This is a genomic window from Deferrisoma palaeochoriense, assembly GCF_054656955.1.
The window spans coordinates 30,283-47,171 of sequence record NZ_BAAHXI010000004.1; the positions used below are offsets into that span (position 1 = coordinate 30,283).

Consider the following 16,889-nt stretch of genomic DNA (forward strand, 5'->3'; position numbering starts at 1 on the left):
TCGCCCCGTCCCCCGGCCGTCCCCCCGCGGGGGCGGCCAGAGCACGGGAGAGGGACTTCCGTTGACCCGCCGGAGCCTTGGCCGGAGAGTTCGCGTCCTCGCCCTGGCGCTCGCGCTGGGCGCATCCGCCGCCCACGCGGCCGGGTGGACCGATGCGCTCGGCCGCCGGGTCGAGGCACCGGACCGGCCCCAGAGGATCGTTTCGCTGGTGCCCAGCGTGACCGAGGTACTCTACGCCCTGGGCGTGCAGGACCGGGTGGCCGGGGTTACCCGGTTTTGTACCTACCCCCCGCAGGCCCAGACCAAGCCGAAGGTGGGCGGGTATGCCGACCCCAGCCTGGAGGCGATCGTGGCCCTGGTGCCCGATCTGGTGCTGGCGTCGGCCGACGCCACCCCGCCCCTGCTGATCGACCGGCTCGCGGGCCTGGGGATCCCGGTGTACGTGGTGTATCCCCGGAGCCTCTCCGGCACCGTGGCGATGATCCGGCGGCTCGGCCGGGTGGTGGGGGCTGCCCGGGCGGGCGATCGGCTCGCGGCCGACCTGGAGCGCGCCACGGCCAGGGTCCGCAGCCGGGTGCGGGATCTTCCCCGGCCCGGCGTGCTCCTGTGCGTCATGGTCGAGCCCCTGGTGGTGGCGGGCCCGGGCACCCTTGCGCACGATCTCATCGAGGCGGCGGGCGGTCAGAATGTGGTGCCGCCGGGGCCGTCCCGCTACCCCACCTGGGGAGCCGAGGCCCTGCTCGCGAAGGACCCGGACGTGGTAGTGGTGTCGCCCCATCCGGGCCAGCCCGCCCCCGGCCGGCTGTTCGACCGGTGGCCCGAACTCAAGGCCGTGGCCGCCGGTCGGGTGGTCGAGGTCCCGGCCGATTGGATCCACCGCCCCGGGCCGCGGCTCGCCCGGGGCTTGCGGGCCCTGGCCCGCGCCATCCACCCGGACGCGTTCCCGGAGGAAGGCCCATGACCCCGCAACGGCGACTGCCCTGGGCGGCGGTGCTCCCCGCCCTGGTCCTCGCGAGCCTGGGCCTGTCCCTGTGGGCCGGGCCCCTGCGGCTCCCGTGGGGGGAGATCGCCGGCATCCTGCTGGGCAACGGCCGCGCCGACCCCATCCACGCCGCGATCGTGTTCCGGGTGCGGCTGCCCAGGGCGGCCCTGGCCGCCCTGGTGGGAGCGGGGCTGGGCGCGGCCGGCGGGGCGTTCCAGGGGCTGTTGCGCAACCCACTGGCCGACCCGTACATCCTGGGGGTGTCCGGAGGCGCGGCCCTGGGGGCCGTGGCCGCGCTGTCCCTGGGCCTGGCCTCGCCCCTGGGCGTGCCCGCGGCGGCGTTCCTGGGCGCGACAGGGGCGCTTGGGTTCGTGTACGTGGTGGCCCGGGCCCACCGGGGCTCGCCCCACACCCTGATCCTGTCGGGCGTGATGGTGGGCAGTTTCTGCTCGGCCCTGCTCCTGTTCCTGCTCTGGACCGCGCCGTCCGACCCCGTGCGTACCGCGATCTTCTGGCTGGCCGGGGACCTCTCGGGAGCCTCGCCCGGATGGCTTCCTGCGGCAGGGCTGTGGGCCGGGGGCGCCTTCCTGGTCCTGTGGCTCCAGGCCCCGGCACTAGACCTGCTGACCCAGGGGGAGGAGACGGCGGCCGACCTGGGCCTGGACGTGGGACGGGCGCGGTTGCTGCTGCTCGGAGCGGCCGGGGGGCTCACCGCCGCGGCCGTGGCCCTGGCGGGCCTTGTGGGCTTCGTGGGGCTCGTGGTCCCCCACGCCGTGCGTCTGGTGTGGGGCCCGGGGCACCGGCGGCTCCTGCCCGCATCGGCTCTGCTGGGCGCGGCGTTCCTGCTCGCGGCGGACGCCGCCGCACGCACCGTGCTCGCCCCGGCCGAGATCCCGGTGGGCGTGGTCACGGCCCTGGTGGGCGCGCCGTTCTTTCTGTATCTGCTGCGCCGGGGGGAGGGACAGGGATGATCCGGATCGAGGACCTCACGTTCGGGTTTGAGGTGGGCCGCCCGGTGCTTCGCGGGGTGACCCTGGAGGTGGGAGACGGGGAGATCCTCGGCGTTCTCGGTCCCAACGGGTGCGGGAAATCCACCCTCCTTCGGCTGATGCGGGGGGCGATCGTCCCGGACACCGGCCGGGTGATGCTGCGTGGCCGGCCTGTGCACCGATACCGGCCACGGGAAAGGGCCCGGCAGATGGCCGTGGTGCCCCAGGCCACGGCCGCACCGTTTCCGTTCACGGTATGGGAGTACGTGTGCATGGGCCGGTTCACGTGGCACCGGGGCTTCGGGGGGCCTGGACGGGAGGACCGGGCCTGGGCGGAAAGGGCGCTGGACCTTACGGACACCCGCCATCTGGCCCGGCGGCCGGTCACCCGGCTCAGCGGAGGCGAACTGCAACGGGTGACGTTGGCCCGGGCACTTGCCCAGGACGCCCCGATCCTTTTGCTCGACGAAGCTACGAGCCACCTCGACATCCAGCACCGCCTCGGGATCGCCGAACTCCTGGTGGAACTCCACCGGCGGGAGGGGCGCACCATCGTGCACGTCACCCACGACTTCGACCTGGCCGCCGCCATCTCGGACCGGCTGCTGCTACTCTCACCCCGGGGGGAACCCCTGGCGGTGGGCCCCCCGTCGGAGGTGCTGCGACCGGAGAAGATCGAGGAGGCGTTCTCCGTCGCGGTGAGGGTGGAGCCCGACCCGATCACCGGCCGGCCGCGGGTGCTGCCCGTGCTCCCCGTGAGGGGTCCGGCCGTGCTTCGGGAGGTGGCCCCATGAGCCCAACCTCGGGGAGAGGACTGGAGCGTTGGATCGCGGTTTCCTTGGCGATCCACGCCCTGGGTGTCTCCTTGTGGATGGCGGGCGGGCCGGGCGGAAACGAGGCCAGGCTTCCGGCGGCGCCGGTCCCTGTGCGGGTCGTGTTCCTGGACGCGGCCCCGGGCGGCGGTGCCGACGACTCGGCCCGCCCGGGGACTGGGGAAGGCACCGGGCCCACGCCCCGGAAGATCGTCAGGAGGGCGCCATCGGCGGCGAGGCCGGCCGCCGACAAGGCCCCGGGCCGGCGCTCGTCCCTGGTGCTGCACCGGCGATCTCCGGCCCCGCCCATCCCCGAGCCGGCCCGGCGTGGGGCAAAGACGCCTGTACGCCCTGCGAAGCCCGAGCCCGCGGCAAAGGCCGTTCCCGAGCCGCCCCCGTCGAAACCGTTGCCGGCCGCGGAGCCGCAGGGCAAAGCGCCTCCGCCCCGGCCCACGGCTCCCGCGGGAGATCCCGCCCCGGAACCCCAACGGCCTGTCGCGGTTTCCCGGCCAGCCGATCCGCCGGAGCCCGGGGGGGCTCCTGCTCCGAGAGCGATCGAGGGAGTTCGTGCCGAGACGGTACGGGCCATCCGGACGCCGGAGGTCCCCCGGCTCCGGGGGGATGCGCCCGGCGCGGTTTCCGGCGAGGGTTCGCCATGGTCGCCCGGGGACAGCGCGCACGGGTCGGCCGCTTCGCCCGCTCCCGCGGGCACGGAGGCGGATGCCTTGTCTCCACCAGGGCAAGGCGCCGGGGCCGGGGGTGGCCCCACCACGGCCGGGGAAACCAAGGGTGCCGGAACAGGTGTCGAAGACAGGGAGGCCCAGCCGGATTACGCGGCGATCTCGCCGCCCCCGTACCCGCGGCTGGCTCGGAGGCGCGGATGGCAGGGGGTGGTACGGCTGAGGGTGCGGGTGTCGTCCCGGGGCGAGGTGATCGGGGCTTCGGTGGATCAGAGTTCCGGGTACAGGGTGCTCGACCAGGCCGCTCTGGAGGCCGTCCAGGGGTGGCGGTTCACCCCGGCCGTTCGCGAAGGACACCCCGTGGAGTCGGTCGTCGTGGTTCCTGTGCGGTTCGCTCTAAACCCCTCCAGATAAGGTTTGTCCTGCCCCCGACGCAAAGGGGAAAATAGAGGTTACGCGCTGCCCCGGCAGCCAGCCACCAATTGCGGGAGGCAAGGGTCTTGGACATCTGGGTATTGGGAGGAGGTCGGTTCGGCACCCGAGCGGCGACCAGGCTCGCTGGGGCGAACCGGGCCGTGCTCGTGGTGGACCGGGAGCCCGCAGGGCTGGCTGCCGCGCGGGATCTGGGGGTGGACACCCGGCAGGCCGACGCGGTGGCATTCCTGCGGGGTTCCCTGGGCGAGGGGCGGCGCCCCGACTGGATCGTGCCGGCCGTGCCGTTCCACCTGGCCGCGGCCTGGTGCCTGGCCGAACTGGGCCCCGGGCTGGTGCGTCACCCGATCCCCCCCGAGGTGGAACGGGCCGTTCCGAACCCCTTTCGGGCGGCCGAGGATGAGATCTACGCAAGCCACGCCACCTGGCGCTGCCCCCCCGATTGCCCAGAGCCGGCCGACCGCTGCACGGTCACCGGGGAGCCCCGGCCCAAGGATCTCTTTCGCCTGCTCGCCGAACTCGACGTGCCCCCGTTTCGCCCCTTCGTGCTCCGCAGCCACCAACTCGCCCCGGGGGTCGGGGGGTACCGGCCGGAGGAGCTTCTTTCGCTTCGGGACGCCCTGGGCGCCCACCTCGGGCCTGCGCTGGTGGCCACGGCCTGCCGCTGCCACGGCGTGATCACCGGGGTGCTTCGGGAGGGTTGACGAGGGCAAAAAACGGCCGGTCCCTGGGGACCGGCCGTCCGATGAAGCGCGCCCGGGGGAGCAGTGGGGCCGCCCCCCGGGGCCGGCAACTGCGGACCGGCCCGCTGGGTTTGGCCTCCCAGCTTTCCAGCCTTCCGGCTTTCTAGCCCCCCTCACACCGACTTCGGCAACTCCGGCAGATCGAGCCCTGCCATCTGCTGCAGGAGCCGCATCACCTGGCAGGCGTAGCCGAACTCGTTGTCGTACCATACGTAGATCACCACGTTGCGGCCGTCGGCGCCGTTGACGATGGTGGCCTCGCCGTCCACCACGCCGGCGTGGCGCGAGCCGATGATGTCGGAGCTTACGATGTCGGGGCTCGTGGTGAAATCGATCTGGTTCTGGAGCGGGCTGTCCAGGGCGATCTGTCGCAGATAGTCGTTGAGCTCGTCGCGGGTGGTGGGGGTTTCGAGCCGCAGGTTCATGATGGCCAGCGACACGTCGGGCACGGGCACCCGCACGGCGTTCCCGGTGAGCTTGCCCTTGAGCTCGGGCAGGGCCTTGGCCGCGGCCTCGGCCGCGCCGGTCGAGGTGATGACCATGTTGAGCGGCGCGGCCCGGCCCCGGCGGGGCGCCTTGTGGAAGTTGTCGATGAGGTTCTGGTCGTTGGTGTAGGCGTGGCAGGTCTCCACGTGGCCGGACTCGATGCCGAACCGGTCGTGGATCACCTTGAGAACCGGTACGATGGCGTTGGTGGTGCAGGAGGCGGCCGACACGATCCGCTCGTTGGGGTCGAGGGTGTGGTGGTTCACCCCGTACACGATGTTGGGGATGTCGCCCTTGCCGGGGGCCGTCAGGAGCACGCTCTTCACCCCTTTGGCCTCGAGGTGCTGGCCCAACCCCTTGCGGTCCCGCCACTTGCCGGTGTTGTCCACCACGATGGCGTTTTCGATGCCGTACTGGGTGTAGTCCATGGAGGCCGGGTCGTCGGCGTACAGGATGCGAATGAGGTTCCCGTTCGCCACGATGGCGTTCTCCTCCTCGTCCACCATCGTGGTGCCGTGGAAGGGCCCGTGCACCGAGTCGAGCCGGAAGAGCGAGGCCCGCTTGTGGAGATCGGGTTCCTTGGGCGTTCGGACCACGGCGGCCCGCACCCGGAGCTTGTCGCCCTTTCCGGTCTTGTCCACCAGGATCCGCGCGAGGAGCCGGCCGATCCGGCCGAACCCGTAAAGCACCACGTCCTGGGGCGGTTCGAGCACGGGCCGCGGGCCCGTGGTGACGGGGGCGAGCTCCCGGGCCACGAAGGCGTCGAGGTCGCCGCCCTCCCTTTGGTAGCGCACGGTGAGTTTCCCGAGGTCGATCCGGCAGGGGCCGAGGTCGAGCTTGGCCATCGCCTGGAGCACCGGGTAGGTGTCCTGGACCGTGAGCTCCCGGCCCAGGATGAGCCGGGCGTGGCGATGGACCTTGAGGATCTCCACCGAGCTCACCTTGGCGATGGACCGGCCGAACACGTGGACCAGCACGCCGCGCTCCACCCGGAGATCGCTCAGGATCGGCATCATCTTCGTGGCCAGCGCCTCGGACTCGTTCCACAGCTGGAAATACTGCTCGCCCTTGTTTGCGCCCATGGAACCTCCTCCTTGGTTTTCGGGTCGTTCGATCGCCCCCCACGGAGGGGCGCCGGAAAGATAGCACGCCGGATTGGTCCGGCAAAACCCCTGCGGTTGCAAAACCGCAGGGGAGCCCTGCGTCCCGCGGGCGGGCGCCTCCCGGCCCCGGTCGGGCAAGGGTTTCTTTGAGTCAAACAAAGGGTATACTGGGAGGACTTCGGTCGCCGGTTTTCGGTCCCCGGTCGTCGGGACGGGAAAGAGGGTCGGCGGCGAAGGATTTGCGGGATCAAAACGTGTTTCTTGACATCAAACTTTTCCGGGACTAGCCTGTCGCCATCTGTCAGACGGAGGAGACCCTCATGGCGAAGCGTATCGACCCTTCGGTGGAGGACCTGGGCATCGGCCAGAAGATCCGGGAGCTGCGCCAGCGCCGGCGGTACACGCTCCAGGACCTCTCGGCCAAGACCGGGCTGTCGAAGCCGCTCCTGTCCCAGGTGGAAAACGGCCATGTCATGCCCCCGGTGGCCACGCTCCTCAAGATCGCCCGGGCGCTCGACGTCAACATCTCCTACTTCTTCCAGGAGGAGGAGCAGGAGGAGAAGATCGCCGTGACCCGGGCCCAGGAACGCCGGCAGTTCACCCGGCGCTCCCACCAGGACGCGAGCGAGGTGGGGTACGTGTACGAGTCGCTGGAGCTCCACAAGTCGCGCAAGCACATGGAGCCCCTGATGGTGACCTTCCCGCCGATGGAGAAGAAGGACATGGTGTTCTACTCCCACGACGGGGAGGAGTTCATCCACGTGCTCGAGGGCGAGATCGAGTTTCGCACCCCCGACGAGGTCCGGACCCTGAAGCCCGGCGACAGCCTCTACTTCGAGTCCGATGTATCCCACGCCTTCCGGGCGCTGGGTGACAAGGAGGCCCGGGCCCTGGTGGTGGTGTACACGGGCGAGCGGAGGTAGGCCGTGATCGAGATCCGGTTCCACGGGCGCGGGGGGCAGGGGGCCGTGGTCGCGAGCAACATCCTGGCCGCGGCGTGTTTCCTCGAGGGCAAATACGTGCAGGCGTTTCCGGCCTTCGGGGTCGAGCGCCGGGGGGCGCCCGTGGAGGCCTACATCCGGGTCGATGACCAGAAGATCCACCTGCGCACCAACGTCTACACCCCGGACCACGTGGTGGTGCTCGATCCCACCCTGATCGAGGTGGTGGACGTGACCCGAGGCCTGAAGCCCGGGGGAGCGCTTTTGCTGAACACCGAAAAGCCCCCGGGCGCGTTCCCCAAGTTCGCCCCGTTCCGGGTGGCCACGGTGGACGCGAGCCGGATCGCGCTGCGCCACCGCCTGGGGTCCCGCACCCATCCCATCGTGAACACCGCGATCCTCGGCGCGTTCGCCCGGGCCACAGGCATCGTGTCCCTCGACGCCGTGTGCGAGGCGATCCGCGAGGAGGTGCCGTCCCACCAGGAAGCCAACATCGACGCCGCCCGGGAGGCCTACGAGTCGGTGTGCCTGCCCGAGGCCGGCGCGGAGGCTGCCCCATGAGCCCTGTGACGTTTCGCTCCGCCCGGGACCTGCCCCCCATGTCCCGGTCGGCCGACACCATGCTCTGGAACCGCACGGGTTCCTGGCGGTTCCTGAGGCCCCGGTACCAGGACAAGATCGCCCCGTGCGCCGAGGCCTGCCCGGCGGCCGAGGACATCGCCCGGGTCCAGATGCTCTTGGGCCAGGGGGATTTCGAAGGGGCGTGGCTCCGGATCCGCGAGGAGAATCCCTTGCCGGGGGTGTGCGGCCGGGTGTGCTACCACCCCTGCGAGACGGCCTGTAACCGCGGGGAGTACGACGAGGCGGTGAGCGTCAACTCCCTGGAGCGGTTCCTGGCCGACCACGCCTGGAAGCTGGGGCTCGCTCCGCCGCCCTTGGACCTGCCGGCCTCCGGCGGGCGGGTGGCCGTGGTGGGGGCCGGGCCGGCGGGGCTAGCGGCCGCCTACTTCCTGCGACGGTTCGGCCACGACGTGGATCTGTTCGACGCCCGGGAGGAGCCCGGGGGGCTCCTGCGCTACGGCATCCCCGAGTACCGCCTGCCGCTGGATGCCCTGGCCTGGGAGGTGGGGCTCATCCTGGACGACGGGGTGCGGTTCCACGGCGGCCGGAAGCTGGGCGGGGACCTCGGGTGGGACGACCTCGCCGGGTACGACGCGGTGTTCCTGGCCGTGGGGGCCTGGACCCCGGCCCCGCTCGGGGCCGAGGGCGAGGAGCACGCGACCGACGGCCTGGGCCTCCTGGAGGGGATCCGCCGGGGCGAGCGGCCGGAGATCCGGGGCAAGGTGGCGGTGATCGGGGGCGGAAACACGGCCATGGACGTGGCCCGGTCGCTCCTTCGGCTGGGGGCCGAGCCGGTGGTGTACTACCGCCGCCGGCTCCAGGACATGCCGGCCTTGCCCGACGAGATCGAGGAGGCCCGGGAGGAGGGCATCCCGTTCCAGACGCTCCTGGCCCCGAAGCGGATCGAGCCCCTGGAGGGGGGCGGGTACCGGCTGGTGCTCACCACCATGATGGCCCTCGAGGAGGAAGAGGGGCGCCGGGCCCGGGTGGTGCCCTCGGGGCACCCGGACGTGGAGGTGGAGGTGGCCGCCGTGGTGACCGCCATCGGGGCCCGGCCCTCGGAGGGGGTGCCCCCCGAGGTGACCGCCGGGGACGGGCTCCTGGTGGAGGGGCTCCACCTCAAACGCATCGCGCCCAAGGGCGAGTGGGCCGAGCGGCCCCCCGTGTACGTGGGGGGCGACCTGGTGAACGACCGGAAGGCCGTCGTGACGGCGATCGCCTCGGGCAAGGAGGCGGCCCTCGTCATCGACGCCCGGCTCCGGGGCCGGGACCCGGCCGAGATCTGGCCCGAGATCCGGATCGGCCGCAAGGGCGGGGTGTCGGCCAACCGGTACCGCGGCGGCGACCGCACGGCCCAGCAGGACCACGTGGTGCGATACGAAGAGCTCAACACGATCTACTTCGAGTACCGGGAGCGGCGGGAGCGGCCCCGCATCACCCTGGAGGAGCGGCGCACCGGGTTCGACGAGGTGAAGATGCGCATCTCCGCCTCGATGGCCCTGCGGGAGTCGGAGCGGTGCTTCCACTGCGGGCAGTGCGACCAGTGCGACAACTGCTATCTCTTCTGCCCCGACGTCTCGGTGCTCCGGGATCTCCGGGCCGGGTCCCGGGAGATCAACTACGACTACTGCAAGGGGTGCGGCGTGTGCGTGGTGGAGTGCCCGCGCAACGCCATGGTCCTGGAGGAGGAGCCCCGATGAGGCGGGTGTTGGAGGGGAGCCACGCCGTAAGCCACGCCGTGGAGCTGGCCCGGGTCCAGGTGATCAGCGCCTATCCCATCACGCCCCAAACCCACATCGTGGAGCGGCTGGCCGAGCTCGTGGCCGACGGGGTGCTGGACGCCCGGTTCATCCGGGTCGAAAGCGAGCACTCGGCCATGGCGGCCGTGATCGGGGCGGCCTCGGCCGGGGCCCGGTCGTTCACCGCGAGTTCGAGCCACGGGCTCGCGCTCATGCACGAGATGCTCCACTGGGCCGCCGGGGCGCGGCTCCCCATCGTGATGGCCGAGGTGAACCGGGCCATGGGGCCGGGGTGGAACATCTGGGCCGACCAGACCGACAGCCTGTCCCAGCGCGACACGGGGTGGATGCAGCTGTACTGCGAGGACGTCCAGGAGGTGCTCGACACCATCCTGATCGCGTACAAGCTGGCCGAGCGGGTGAGCCTGCCGGCCATGGTGGTGATGGATGCGTTTTTCCTCTCCCACACCTACGAGCCGGTGGAGGTGCCCGACCAGGAGGCCGTGGACGCGTTCCTGCCCCCCTGGGAGCCCCAGGAGATCCTCGACCCCCGCGACCCCCACGCCTTCAACCAGCTCGCGAGCCCCGAGTACTACATGGAGTTCCGCTACAAGATCCAGGAGGCCATGGAAGGGGCGCTCGCGGCCCACGCCGAGATCGACGCCGAGTTCGGCGAGCGGTTCGGCCGCTCCTACGGGGCGGTGCGGGTGATCCCCTGCCGGGAGGGGGAGCGGGCCCCGCTGGCGCTCGTGACCACCGGCTCGGTCACGGGCACGGCCCGGGTGGCCCAGGCGGCCCTGCGGGAGAAGGGGGTCGAGTTCGACCTGGTGAAACTCAAGCTGTTCCGGCCGTTTCCCCACGAGGAGATCCGCCGGGTGCTCGGGGCCTACCCCCGGGTGGCCGTGATCGACCGGAACCTCTCGTTCGGCTCCGGCGGGATCTTCGCCTCCGAGATCCGGGCGGCCCTCGCGTTCCTGGCCGAGCGGCCCGCCGTGTACCCCTTCGTGGCCGGGTTGGGGGGCCGGGACATCACGCCCCAGACCATCGAGAACATCGTCCGGCGGGCCCTGGCGCCCGAGCCGCCCCGGGAGATCCTGTGGGAGGGGCTGAAGCTCTGACGCCGACCGGCGCCGAACCGAGCGGCCGGCGCGCCGGCCGAGGGAGAACGCCATGCCCATCGAAGTGCCCGTGCACGAACGGATGTACTCGGGCCACCTGGCCTGCCCGGGGTGCGGGGCGGCCATCGCCATGCGGTTTCTTCTGAAGGGGCTGGGGGAGAAGGCCGTGATCTCGATCCCGGCCTGCTGCTGGTCGATCATTGCCGGCCCGTTCCCCTACACGGCGCTGCAGGTACCGATCCTGCACACGGCCTTCGAGACCGGGGGCGCCGTGGCGAGCGGCATCCGCGCCGCCCTAGACGCCCGGGGCGACACCGAAACCCAGGTGGTCACCTGGGCCGGGGACGGAGGCACCTTCGACATCGGGCTCCAGGCCCTCTCGGGGGCGGCGGAGCGAAACGAGAACATCCTCTACGTGTGCTACGACAACGAGGCCTACATGAACACCGGGGTCCAGAGCTCGGGGGCCACTCCCGCAGGGGCCTGGACCACCACCACCCCGACGGGCTCGCCCAAACCCACCCGCAAGAAGGACATCATGCAGATCATGGCGGCCCACCGGATTCCCTACGCCGCCACGGCCTCCATCGCCTACCCCGAGGACATGGTGCGCAAGGTCCAGAAGGCCGTCTCGGTCAAGGGCACCAAGTTCCTGCACGTGTACGCCACCTGCCCCACGGGGTGGAAGGTGCCGAGCGAGATCGCTGTCAAACTCGCCCGTCTCGCCGTGCAGACCCGGATCTTCCCGCTGTACGAGGTGGAGGACGGGGTGCGCTACACGATCAACCTGGAGCCGGTGGGGTACCTGGTGGACGAGTACTACCGGATCCAGGGGCGCTTCAAGCACCTGACCCGGGATGACCTCGACCGGATCCAGGAGGAGGTGGACCGGAACTGGGAACGGCTCAAGGCCCTGGCCCGTCTGTCCTGAGCCCGCGGCATCCCCGGGCTTGCCCCGGTGCCCCCTTCGCGCATACCCTTGGGCCCTCCGCGGGAGGGCCCGTTTTCGTTGGAGGCCCCCGGCCTGGAACGCGGGCGGGGATGCCTGACCCGCAACGGGTGAGAGGCGCCCCAGCCTCCCAGCGGCGAACGGAGGCAGACCCCATGCGCATCGTCCGCTACGAGGATCCGGCCGGCAACGTGCGATACGGCAGGGAGGACCCGCCCGGGGTGGTGGAGGTCCTGGAGGGGGATCCCTTCACCGGGCTTCGCCCCACGTTTCGCACGGCCGACGTGCAGCGGTTCCTGGCGCCCATCGAGCCCGTGAACATCTACTGCGTGGGGCTGAACTACCGGGCCCACGCCCGGGAGGCGGGGCTCCCCATCCCGGGGGATCCGGTGATCTTCATGAAGCCCACGACCGCCGTGGTGGGGCCCGACCGGCCGATCCGGATCCCGGCCTGCTGCGCCCGGGGACCCGAGGTGGACTACGAGGGGGAGCTCGCCGTGGTGATCGGGCGAAAGGCCCGGGACGTGCCCGAGGAGCGGGCCCTGGACTTCGTGCTGGGCTACACCGTGGCCAACGACGTGTCGGCCCGGCGGTGGCAGAAGCACAACGGGGGTCAGTGGATCCGGGGGAAGTCCTTCGACACCTTCTGCCCCCTGGGGCCGGCGATCGTGACCCGCCAGGAGATTCCGGACCCCCAGCGCTTGCGGATCCGCACGGCCCTGAACGGCGAGCTCGTGCAGGACGGCACCACCGACGACATGATCTTTTCGGTGGCACGCATCGTGAGCTTCCTGAGCCGGGACACGACGCTTCTGCCGGGCACCGTGATCCTGACCGGCACCCCGCCGGGCGTGGGCTTCGCCCGGAATCCCCCGCTGTTCCTGAAGCCCGGGGACATCGTGAGCGTGGAGATCGAGGGGATCGGCCGGCTCACGAACCGGGTGACCGACGCCGACGGGGTGTGAGCCGCGCCGGCTGTCCCTAAGCCGCCCGGCCCGCAGAGGCGGAGGAAACACCAAACCCGTTCGTCAGCTAATCGACGGCACGGGCCGTTTGCAACGCGAGGTCAAGAGGGGACGCTCCGCCTCCCAGCTTCCCAGCCTCCAGCTTCCCAGCTTTCCGAGAGGAGATCCGACGTGAGTGAAAACCAGGCGAACGAAAACGCGGTGAAGGTCGAGGTGAACAAGCAGAACCTGTTCCGGGAGGAGATGTTCACCGACCTTCGGGCGGCGACGATCCGGCGGCTCGTTCCCATCAAGGCCGACGGATCGGACGACCCGGACCGGCAGCCCCTTTTCATGGGCGAAACCCAGATCCTGACCCCGGCCGGGCTTCTGCCGGTGCAGGCCCCCATCGAGGCCGACACGCTGGAGGAGGCCTGCGACAAGTTTCCCCAGGCCATCAACGACGCGGTGCAGCGGTTGGTGCGGGAGGTGCGGGAGGCTCAGCTTCGGGAGGCCTCTCGCATCGTGACCCCGGCCGAGGCCGGCATGGGCCTGGGGGCCGATCTGACCGGCGGGCTCCGGGGCGGCCCCGGGCCCCGGCCCGGGAGCAAGATCAAGCTGCCGTAAAGGCTGGGAAGCTGGAAGGCTGGAAGGCTCGGGGGGCGGCGCTCGACCGCCTCAACCCTGCCGGCGGCGGCGGTAGTCGTCCTGGGCCCGCCAGGGTTCGATGCCCTCCGGGGTGAGGGCCCAGAACGCCTCCAGCCGGTTGCGGAAGAACGCCCCGTCCGCCAGGGCGGCCTCGGCCGCCCGGCGGGCCGCCTCGCCCACGATGCCCCGTTCGTGCAGGTACCGGTAGAGGAGTGCGAGCGCCTCCCGGATGGCGTCCATCTCCTCGTGGGTCGGGTACAGGGTGTTCACGATGTACCAGTTGCCCAGGTACTGGCGCACCAGGGTGGGGTCCTCGTCGGCGGGGCCGGTTTCCTTGCAGTCCACCACGAAATCCCTGAGATACCGGTCAGCATGATGGGCCAGGGCACCGGCCTCGATGGGCGGGCGCCCCAGTTCCTCCCGCAACCAGGCGGCAAATTCCTGCAGCAGTTCCGCGCACAGGGTGTCAAGCCGGACGAAATCGTCGGGCCCCTGGAGCAGAAACGGGTTCGCCGGCATCGGCCTCATCCGGAGACGAGGTAGAGGATCGTCACGGCCACGCTGAAGACCACCAGCACCCCGAGGAGACTCGGCAGGAGCGGAAACCGGTGCCGGCCCAGGGCCGCCGTGATCGTGGCCAGGTAGGCGTCGCGGTTCGGGCCCGAGATCATCCGCCGGTGGAACCAGTGGAGTCCCGCGCCCATGGCGAGGCTCGCCACCCCGAACACCACGGCCACCCACGAGTAGGGCTCCTTTTGGGCGATCCCGATCCAACCGAGGAGGAGCAGGGTCACCCCGCCCACGTAGAAGTGGTAGGTGATCAGGCGTCCGTCCAGGAGCGCCCGGTCGCGGTGGGAGAGGTTCCGGTATCGGGCGAACCACATGGGTCGATTCCCTCGTTCGGATGGAAACCGCGGTGGACCGCGGGGCGCGGCCGGTTCGCAGGAACAAGAACGTGATGGCGGTTCGCCGCGGGCTGGCCCCACGGACCGAAGACCGCAAGACCGACGACCGCAGACTGCAGTTCCTGGGACGTTCCGGTGGGCCGGCCCGCCGGTTTTGCGCGCGCTCGCCGCGAAACCGATCCCTCTATACCCGATTCCGTTCCGTGGTGTCACCCCCCGGCCGGGTCAGTCCGGGTCCTCGTCGGGAGGCGGGCGGTTTTTGGTCCAGGAGGGGTGGGTGATCCCGAACTTCTCGATCTTGTAGTGGATCGCCCGCTTGGTGATGCCCAGGAGCGCCGCCGCGTCCTTCTGCACCCACCGGGCCCGCTTGAGGGCCGCCAGGAGCACCTCCTTCTCCACCACCTCGAGGGGCACGCCCCCCCGGGGGAAGTAGAACCGGAACCGCTCCCCGTCCCACTCCCGGGGTACGGGCGCCGCGGTTTCCGGAAGCCCCAGATCCTCGGCCGAGATCACCGGGCCGTCCGCGAGGAGCACGGCCCGCTCGATGGCGTTTCGGAGCTCCCGCACGTTGCCGGGCCAGGGATGTTTGCGCAGGGCGTCGAGGGCGTCGTCGCCGAACTCCACGGGGGGTTTCTTGAAGTCCGCGCAGAACTGGCGGGCGAAGTGCTGGGCCAGGAGCACCACGTCGTCCCCCCGGTCCCGCAGGGGCGGCAGGTGGATCGTGACCACGTTGAGCCGGTAGAACAGGTCCTCCCGGAACTTCCCCTGCTTCACCATCTCGGCCAGATCCCGGTGGGTGGCGGCGATGATCCGCACGTCCACCTCGAAGGGCTCCTCGCCGCCCAGTCGCTCGATCCGGCCGTCCTCCAGGGCCCGGAGGATCTTGGCCTGGGTGGCGAGGCTCATGTCCCCGATCTCGTCGAGGAACAGGGTGCCTCCGTGGGCTCGCTCGAACCGGCCCACGCGGCGGCGGGCCGCGCCCGTGAAGGCGCCGCGCTCGTACCCGAACAGCTCGCTCTCCAGGAGCGTGTCGGGCACGGCGGCGCAGTTCACGGCCACGAACTCCCGCTCCCGGCGCGGGCCCATGGCGTGGATCGCGCCGGCCACCAGTTCCTTTCCGGTTCCGGTCTCCCCGGTGATGAGCACCGTGGTCTTGGCCGGGGCCACCTTCCGGGCCAGTTCCAGGGCCGCCCGGATGCCCGGGCTCTCCCCCACGATGTTCTCGGGCCGGTAGGGCTCCAGGAGGTGCTCGCGAAGCCCCCGCACCGTCTCGGCCAGGTCCCCCTGCACCAGGGCCCGCTCGATGCGGGCCTCCATCTCATCGATATCAAATGGTTTTTCGATGAAATCCAGTGCCCCGAGCCGCAGGGCCCGCACGGCGGCCTCCATGGAGCCGTGGGCCGTCATCACGATCACGGGGGTGCGGGGTTGGTGCTCCCGCACCGCCTCGAGCACGGCGAAGCCGTCGGCCCCGGGGAGCCGCAAATCCGTGACCACAAGGTCGAACGGCCGCGTTTCGATCACCCGAACCGCGGCGTCGCCCCGCTCGGCGGTGACGACCCGGTGGCCCCGGGCCCCGGCCGCGATGGCCAGGGCGTCCCGGAGCGCGGCGTGGTCTTCCACGATCAGGATCTCAGCCACCTCGCCCCTCCTCGGCCAGAACCGGCACCCGCACCACGAAGCGGGTGCCCTGGCCCGGCGCGGACACGATGTCGAGCCCTCCCCCGTGGGCGTCCAGGATCTTCTGGGCGGTGGGGATCCCGAGTCCCGATCCGCCCTCCTTGGTCGTGAAAAACGGGTGGAACACCCGCCGGAGCACCTCGGGCTCCATCCCCGGCCCGTCGTCCTCGATCTCGATCCGGATGCGGCGGGCCGGGTGCTCCCCGAACTCCCTGAGGCCGGGCACGGGCACCGGGGCGTGCTCGGCCACGAGGGTGGGTGCGTCCTCCACGGAGAGCCGAACGGTCACGTTGCCCCCCGGCCCCGTGGCCTCGACCGCGTTGGCCAGGAGGTTCACGACGGCGTCCCGGAGCCGGTCCCGGTCGCCCCGGGTGGCGGGGAGGTCCTTGCCCACCTCCCACGACACGTGGGGCACCGCATCCGCGAACCGGGCCGCCACCGCTTCCCAGGCCTCCCGGCACAGGGTCGCGAGGTCCACGGGGCCGAGCTCCAGCCGGACCGGCCGCACGAAGGCCAGGATCTCCCCCAGCTTGTGATTGGCCTCAAGGAGCTCCTCCTCGGCCCGGTCCAGGAACCCCGCCCCCTCCGGGTCGTGGTCGAGCCGGCGCCGGGCCAATCCCAGAAACAGCCGGATCCCGCCGAGGCGGTTTCGGATCTCGTGGGCGAGCTGGGCCGCCACCTCCCCGAGGCTTGCGAGCCGGCTGCGAAGGGCCTCGCGCTCCCGTTCCTCCTCCACCAGGGTGAGATCCTTAAAGAAGATCGCCGAGCCCACGGGGGCCCCCCGCTCGTCTTCGACGCGCGACAGGCTAAACCCCACCAGCTCGCGGGTGCCGTCGGGCCGCTCCAGCTCGAGCTCCGCCCGGTCAGGCAGGGTGGCGCGCCCCAGGGCGTCAAGGAGCAGGTGCGCCAGCGCCGGGTAGGCCGCCAGGGCCTCCCGGCAGTCCCGGCCCCGGGCCGCCTCGGGCTCGATCCCCAGGATCTCGGCCGCCGGCCGGTTCCAGAGGAGCACCCTCCCGGCGGCGTCCACAGCGATGACGCCGCAGCGCATGGCGGCAAGGATCCGGCTGGCGAGACGTTCGGGCATGGGCGGGTCCGGGGTCGGGGACGAAACGGGTGC

Annotated in this window: 17 protein-coding genes; 12 read left to right on the forward strand and 5 right to left on the reverse strand. The window is 71.4% G+C overall.

The window, feature by feature from the left end; all coding sequences use genetic code 11:
• Positions 1 to 61: 61 nt before the first annotated feature.
• The 5 genes from ACYQ8L_RS02110 (at position 62) to ACYQ8L_RS02130 (ending at position 4,599) form a co-directional block, all read left to right on the forward strand.
• Complete coding sequence (locus ACYQ8L_RS02110; RefSeq protein ID WP_459940109.1) at positions 62 to 961, forward strand: ABC transporter substrate-binding protein; 900 nt, start codon at positions 62 to 64, stop codon at positions 959 to 961.
• Positions 958 to 1,953 (forward strand): FecCD family ABC transporter permease, encoded by a 996-nt coding sequence (locus ACYQ8L_RS02115; protein ID WP_459940110.1) that lies wholly within the window; start codon positions 958 to 960, stop codon positions 1,951 to 1,953. Before ACYQ8L_RS02110 ends, ACYQ8L_RS02115 begins: the two co-directional genes overlap by 4 nt.
• Positions 1,950 to 2,765: an ABC transporter ATP-binding protein gene (locus tag ACYQ8L_RS02120; protein ID WP_459940111.1), complete on the forward strand. Its 816-nt coding sequence runs from the start codon at positions 1,950 to 1,952 to the stop codon at positions 2,763 to 2,765. Before ACYQ8L_RS02115 ends, ACYQ8L_RS02120 begins: the two co-directional genes overlap by 4 nt.
• Before the next feature lie 77 nt (positions 2,766 to 2,842).
• Positions 2,843 to 3,877: an energy transducer TonB gene (locus ACYQ8L_RS02125; protein ID WP_459940172.1), complete on the forward strand. Its 1,035-nt coding sequence runs from the start codon at positions 2,843 to 2,845 to the stop codon at positions 3,875 to 3,877.
• Between the two features lie 86 nt (positions 3,878 to 3,963).
• Positions 3,964 to 4,599, forward strand: a complete 636-nt coding sequence (locus ACYQ8L_RS02130) for an NAD-binding protein (RefSeq protein ID WP_459940112.1) — start codon at positions 3,964 to 3,966, stop codon at positions 4,597 to 4,599.
• Between the two features lie 152 nt (positions 4,600 to 4,751).
• Here the strand turns inward: ACYQ8L_RS02130 and ACYQ8L_RS02135 are convergent, their stop codons facing one another.
• Positions 4,752 to 6,206 (reverse strand): glyceraldehyde-3-phosphate dehydrogenase, encoded by a 1,455-nt coding sequence (locus ACYQ8L_RS02135; RefSeq protein WP_459940113.1) that lies wholly within the window; start codon positions 6,204 to 6,206, stop codon positions 4,752 to 4,754.
• 341 nt (positions 6,207 to 6,547) lie between these two features.
• Here ACYQ8L_RS02135 and ACYQ8L_RS02140 point away from each other — a divergent pair, with 341 nt between their 5' ends.
• The 7 genes from ACYQ8L_RS02140 (at position 6,548) to ACYQ8L_RS02170 (ending at position 13,166) form a co-directional block, all read left to right on the forward strand.
• Positions 6,548 to 7,150 carry a helix-turn-helix domain-containing protein gene (locus ACYQ8L_RS02140; RefSeq protein WP_459940114.1) on the forward strand — a complete coding sequence of 201 codons (603 nt, stop codon included), beginning with the start codon at positions 6,548 to 6,550 and terminating at the stop codon, positions 7,148 to 7,150.
• Between the two features lie 3 nt (positions 7,151 to 7,153).
• Positions 7,154 to 7,729, forward strand: coding sequence for a 2-oxoacid:acceptor oxidoreductase subunit gamma family protein (locus ACYQ8L_RS02145; protein ID WP_459940115.1), 576 nt, complete (start codon positions 7,154 to 7,156; stop codon positions 7,727 to 7,729).
• Positions 7,726 to 9,489, forward strand: a complete 1,764-nt coding sequence (locus tag ACYQ8L_RS02150) for an FAD-dependent oxidoreductase (RefSeq protein ID WP_459940116.1) — start codon at positions 7,726 to 7,728, stop codon at positions 9,487 to 9,489. Before ACYQ8L_RS02145 ends, ACYQ8L_RS02150 begins: the two co-directional genes overlap by 4 nt.
• Positions 9,486 to 10,646: a pyruvate ferredoxin oxidoreductase gene (gene porA / locus ACYQ8L_RS02155; protein ID WP_459940117.1), complete on the forward strand. Its 1,161-nt coding sequence runs from the start codon at positions 9,486 to 9,488 to the stop codon at positions 10,644 to 10,646. Before ACYQ8L_RS02150 ends, porA begins: the two co-directional genes overlap by 4 nt.
• A gap of 52 nt (positions 10,647 to 10,698) precedes the next feature.
• Positions 10,699 to 11,577: a 3-methyl-2-oxobutanoate dehydrogenase subunit beta gene (locus ACYQ8L_RS02160; protein WP_459940118.1), complete on the forward strand. Its 879-nt coding sequence runs from the start codon at positions 10,699 to 10,701 to the stop codon at positions 11,575 to 11,577.
• A gap of 173 nt (positions 11,578 to 11,750) precedes the next feature.
• A complete protein-coding gene (locus ACYQ8L_RS02165) occupies positions 11,751 to 12,560 on the forward strand; it encodes a fumarylacetoacetate hydrolase family protein (RefSeq protein WP_459940119.1) in 810 nt (269 codons plus the stop codon).
• 171 nt (positions 12,561 to 12,731) lie between these two features.
• A complete protein-coding gene (locus tag ACYQ8L_RS02170) occupies positions 12,732 to 13,166 on the forward strand; it encodes a hypothetical protein (protein ID WP_459940120.1) in 435 nt (144 codons plus the stop codon).
• A gap of 51 nt (positions 13,167 to 13,217) precedes the next feature.
• Here the strand turns inward: ACYQ8L_RS02170 and ACYQ8L_RS02175 are convergent, their stop codons facing one another.
• From ACYQ8L_RS02175 to ACYQ8L_RS02190, 4 genes are all read right to left on the reverse strand, one after another.
• Complete coding sequence (locus ACYQ8L_RS02175) at positions 13,218 to 13,706, reverse strand: hypothetical protein (RefSeq protein WP_459940121.1); 489 nt, start codon at positions 13,704 to 13,706, stop codon at positions 13,218 to 13,220.
• Positions 13,707 to 13,711: 5 nt separating this feature from the next.
• Positions 13,712 to 14,071: a hypothetical protein gene (locus tag ACYQ8L_RS02180; RefSeq protein WP_459940122.1), complete on the reverse strand. Its 360-nt coding sequence runs from the start codon at positions 14,069 to 14,071 to the stop codon at positions 13,712 to 13,714.
• A gap of 246 nt (positions 14,072 to 14,317) precedes the next feature.
• Positions 14,318 to 15,733 (reverse strand): sigma-54-dependent transcriptional regulator, encoded by a 1,416-nt coding sequence (locus tag ACYQ8L_RS02185; RefSeq protein WP_459940123.1) that lies wholly within the window; start codon positions 15,731 to 15,733, stop codon positions 14,318 to 14,320.
• Entirely contained in the window at positions 15,726 to 16,856 is a 1,131-nt protein-coding gene (locus ACYQ8L_RS02190; protein ID WP_459940124.1) for a two-component system sensor histidine kinase NtrB, read from the reverse strand. The genes ACYQ8L_RS02185 and ACYQ8L_RS02190 overlap by 8 nt, the downstream gene beginning before the upstream one ends.
• Positions 16,857 to 16,889 lie beyond the last annotated feature (33 nt).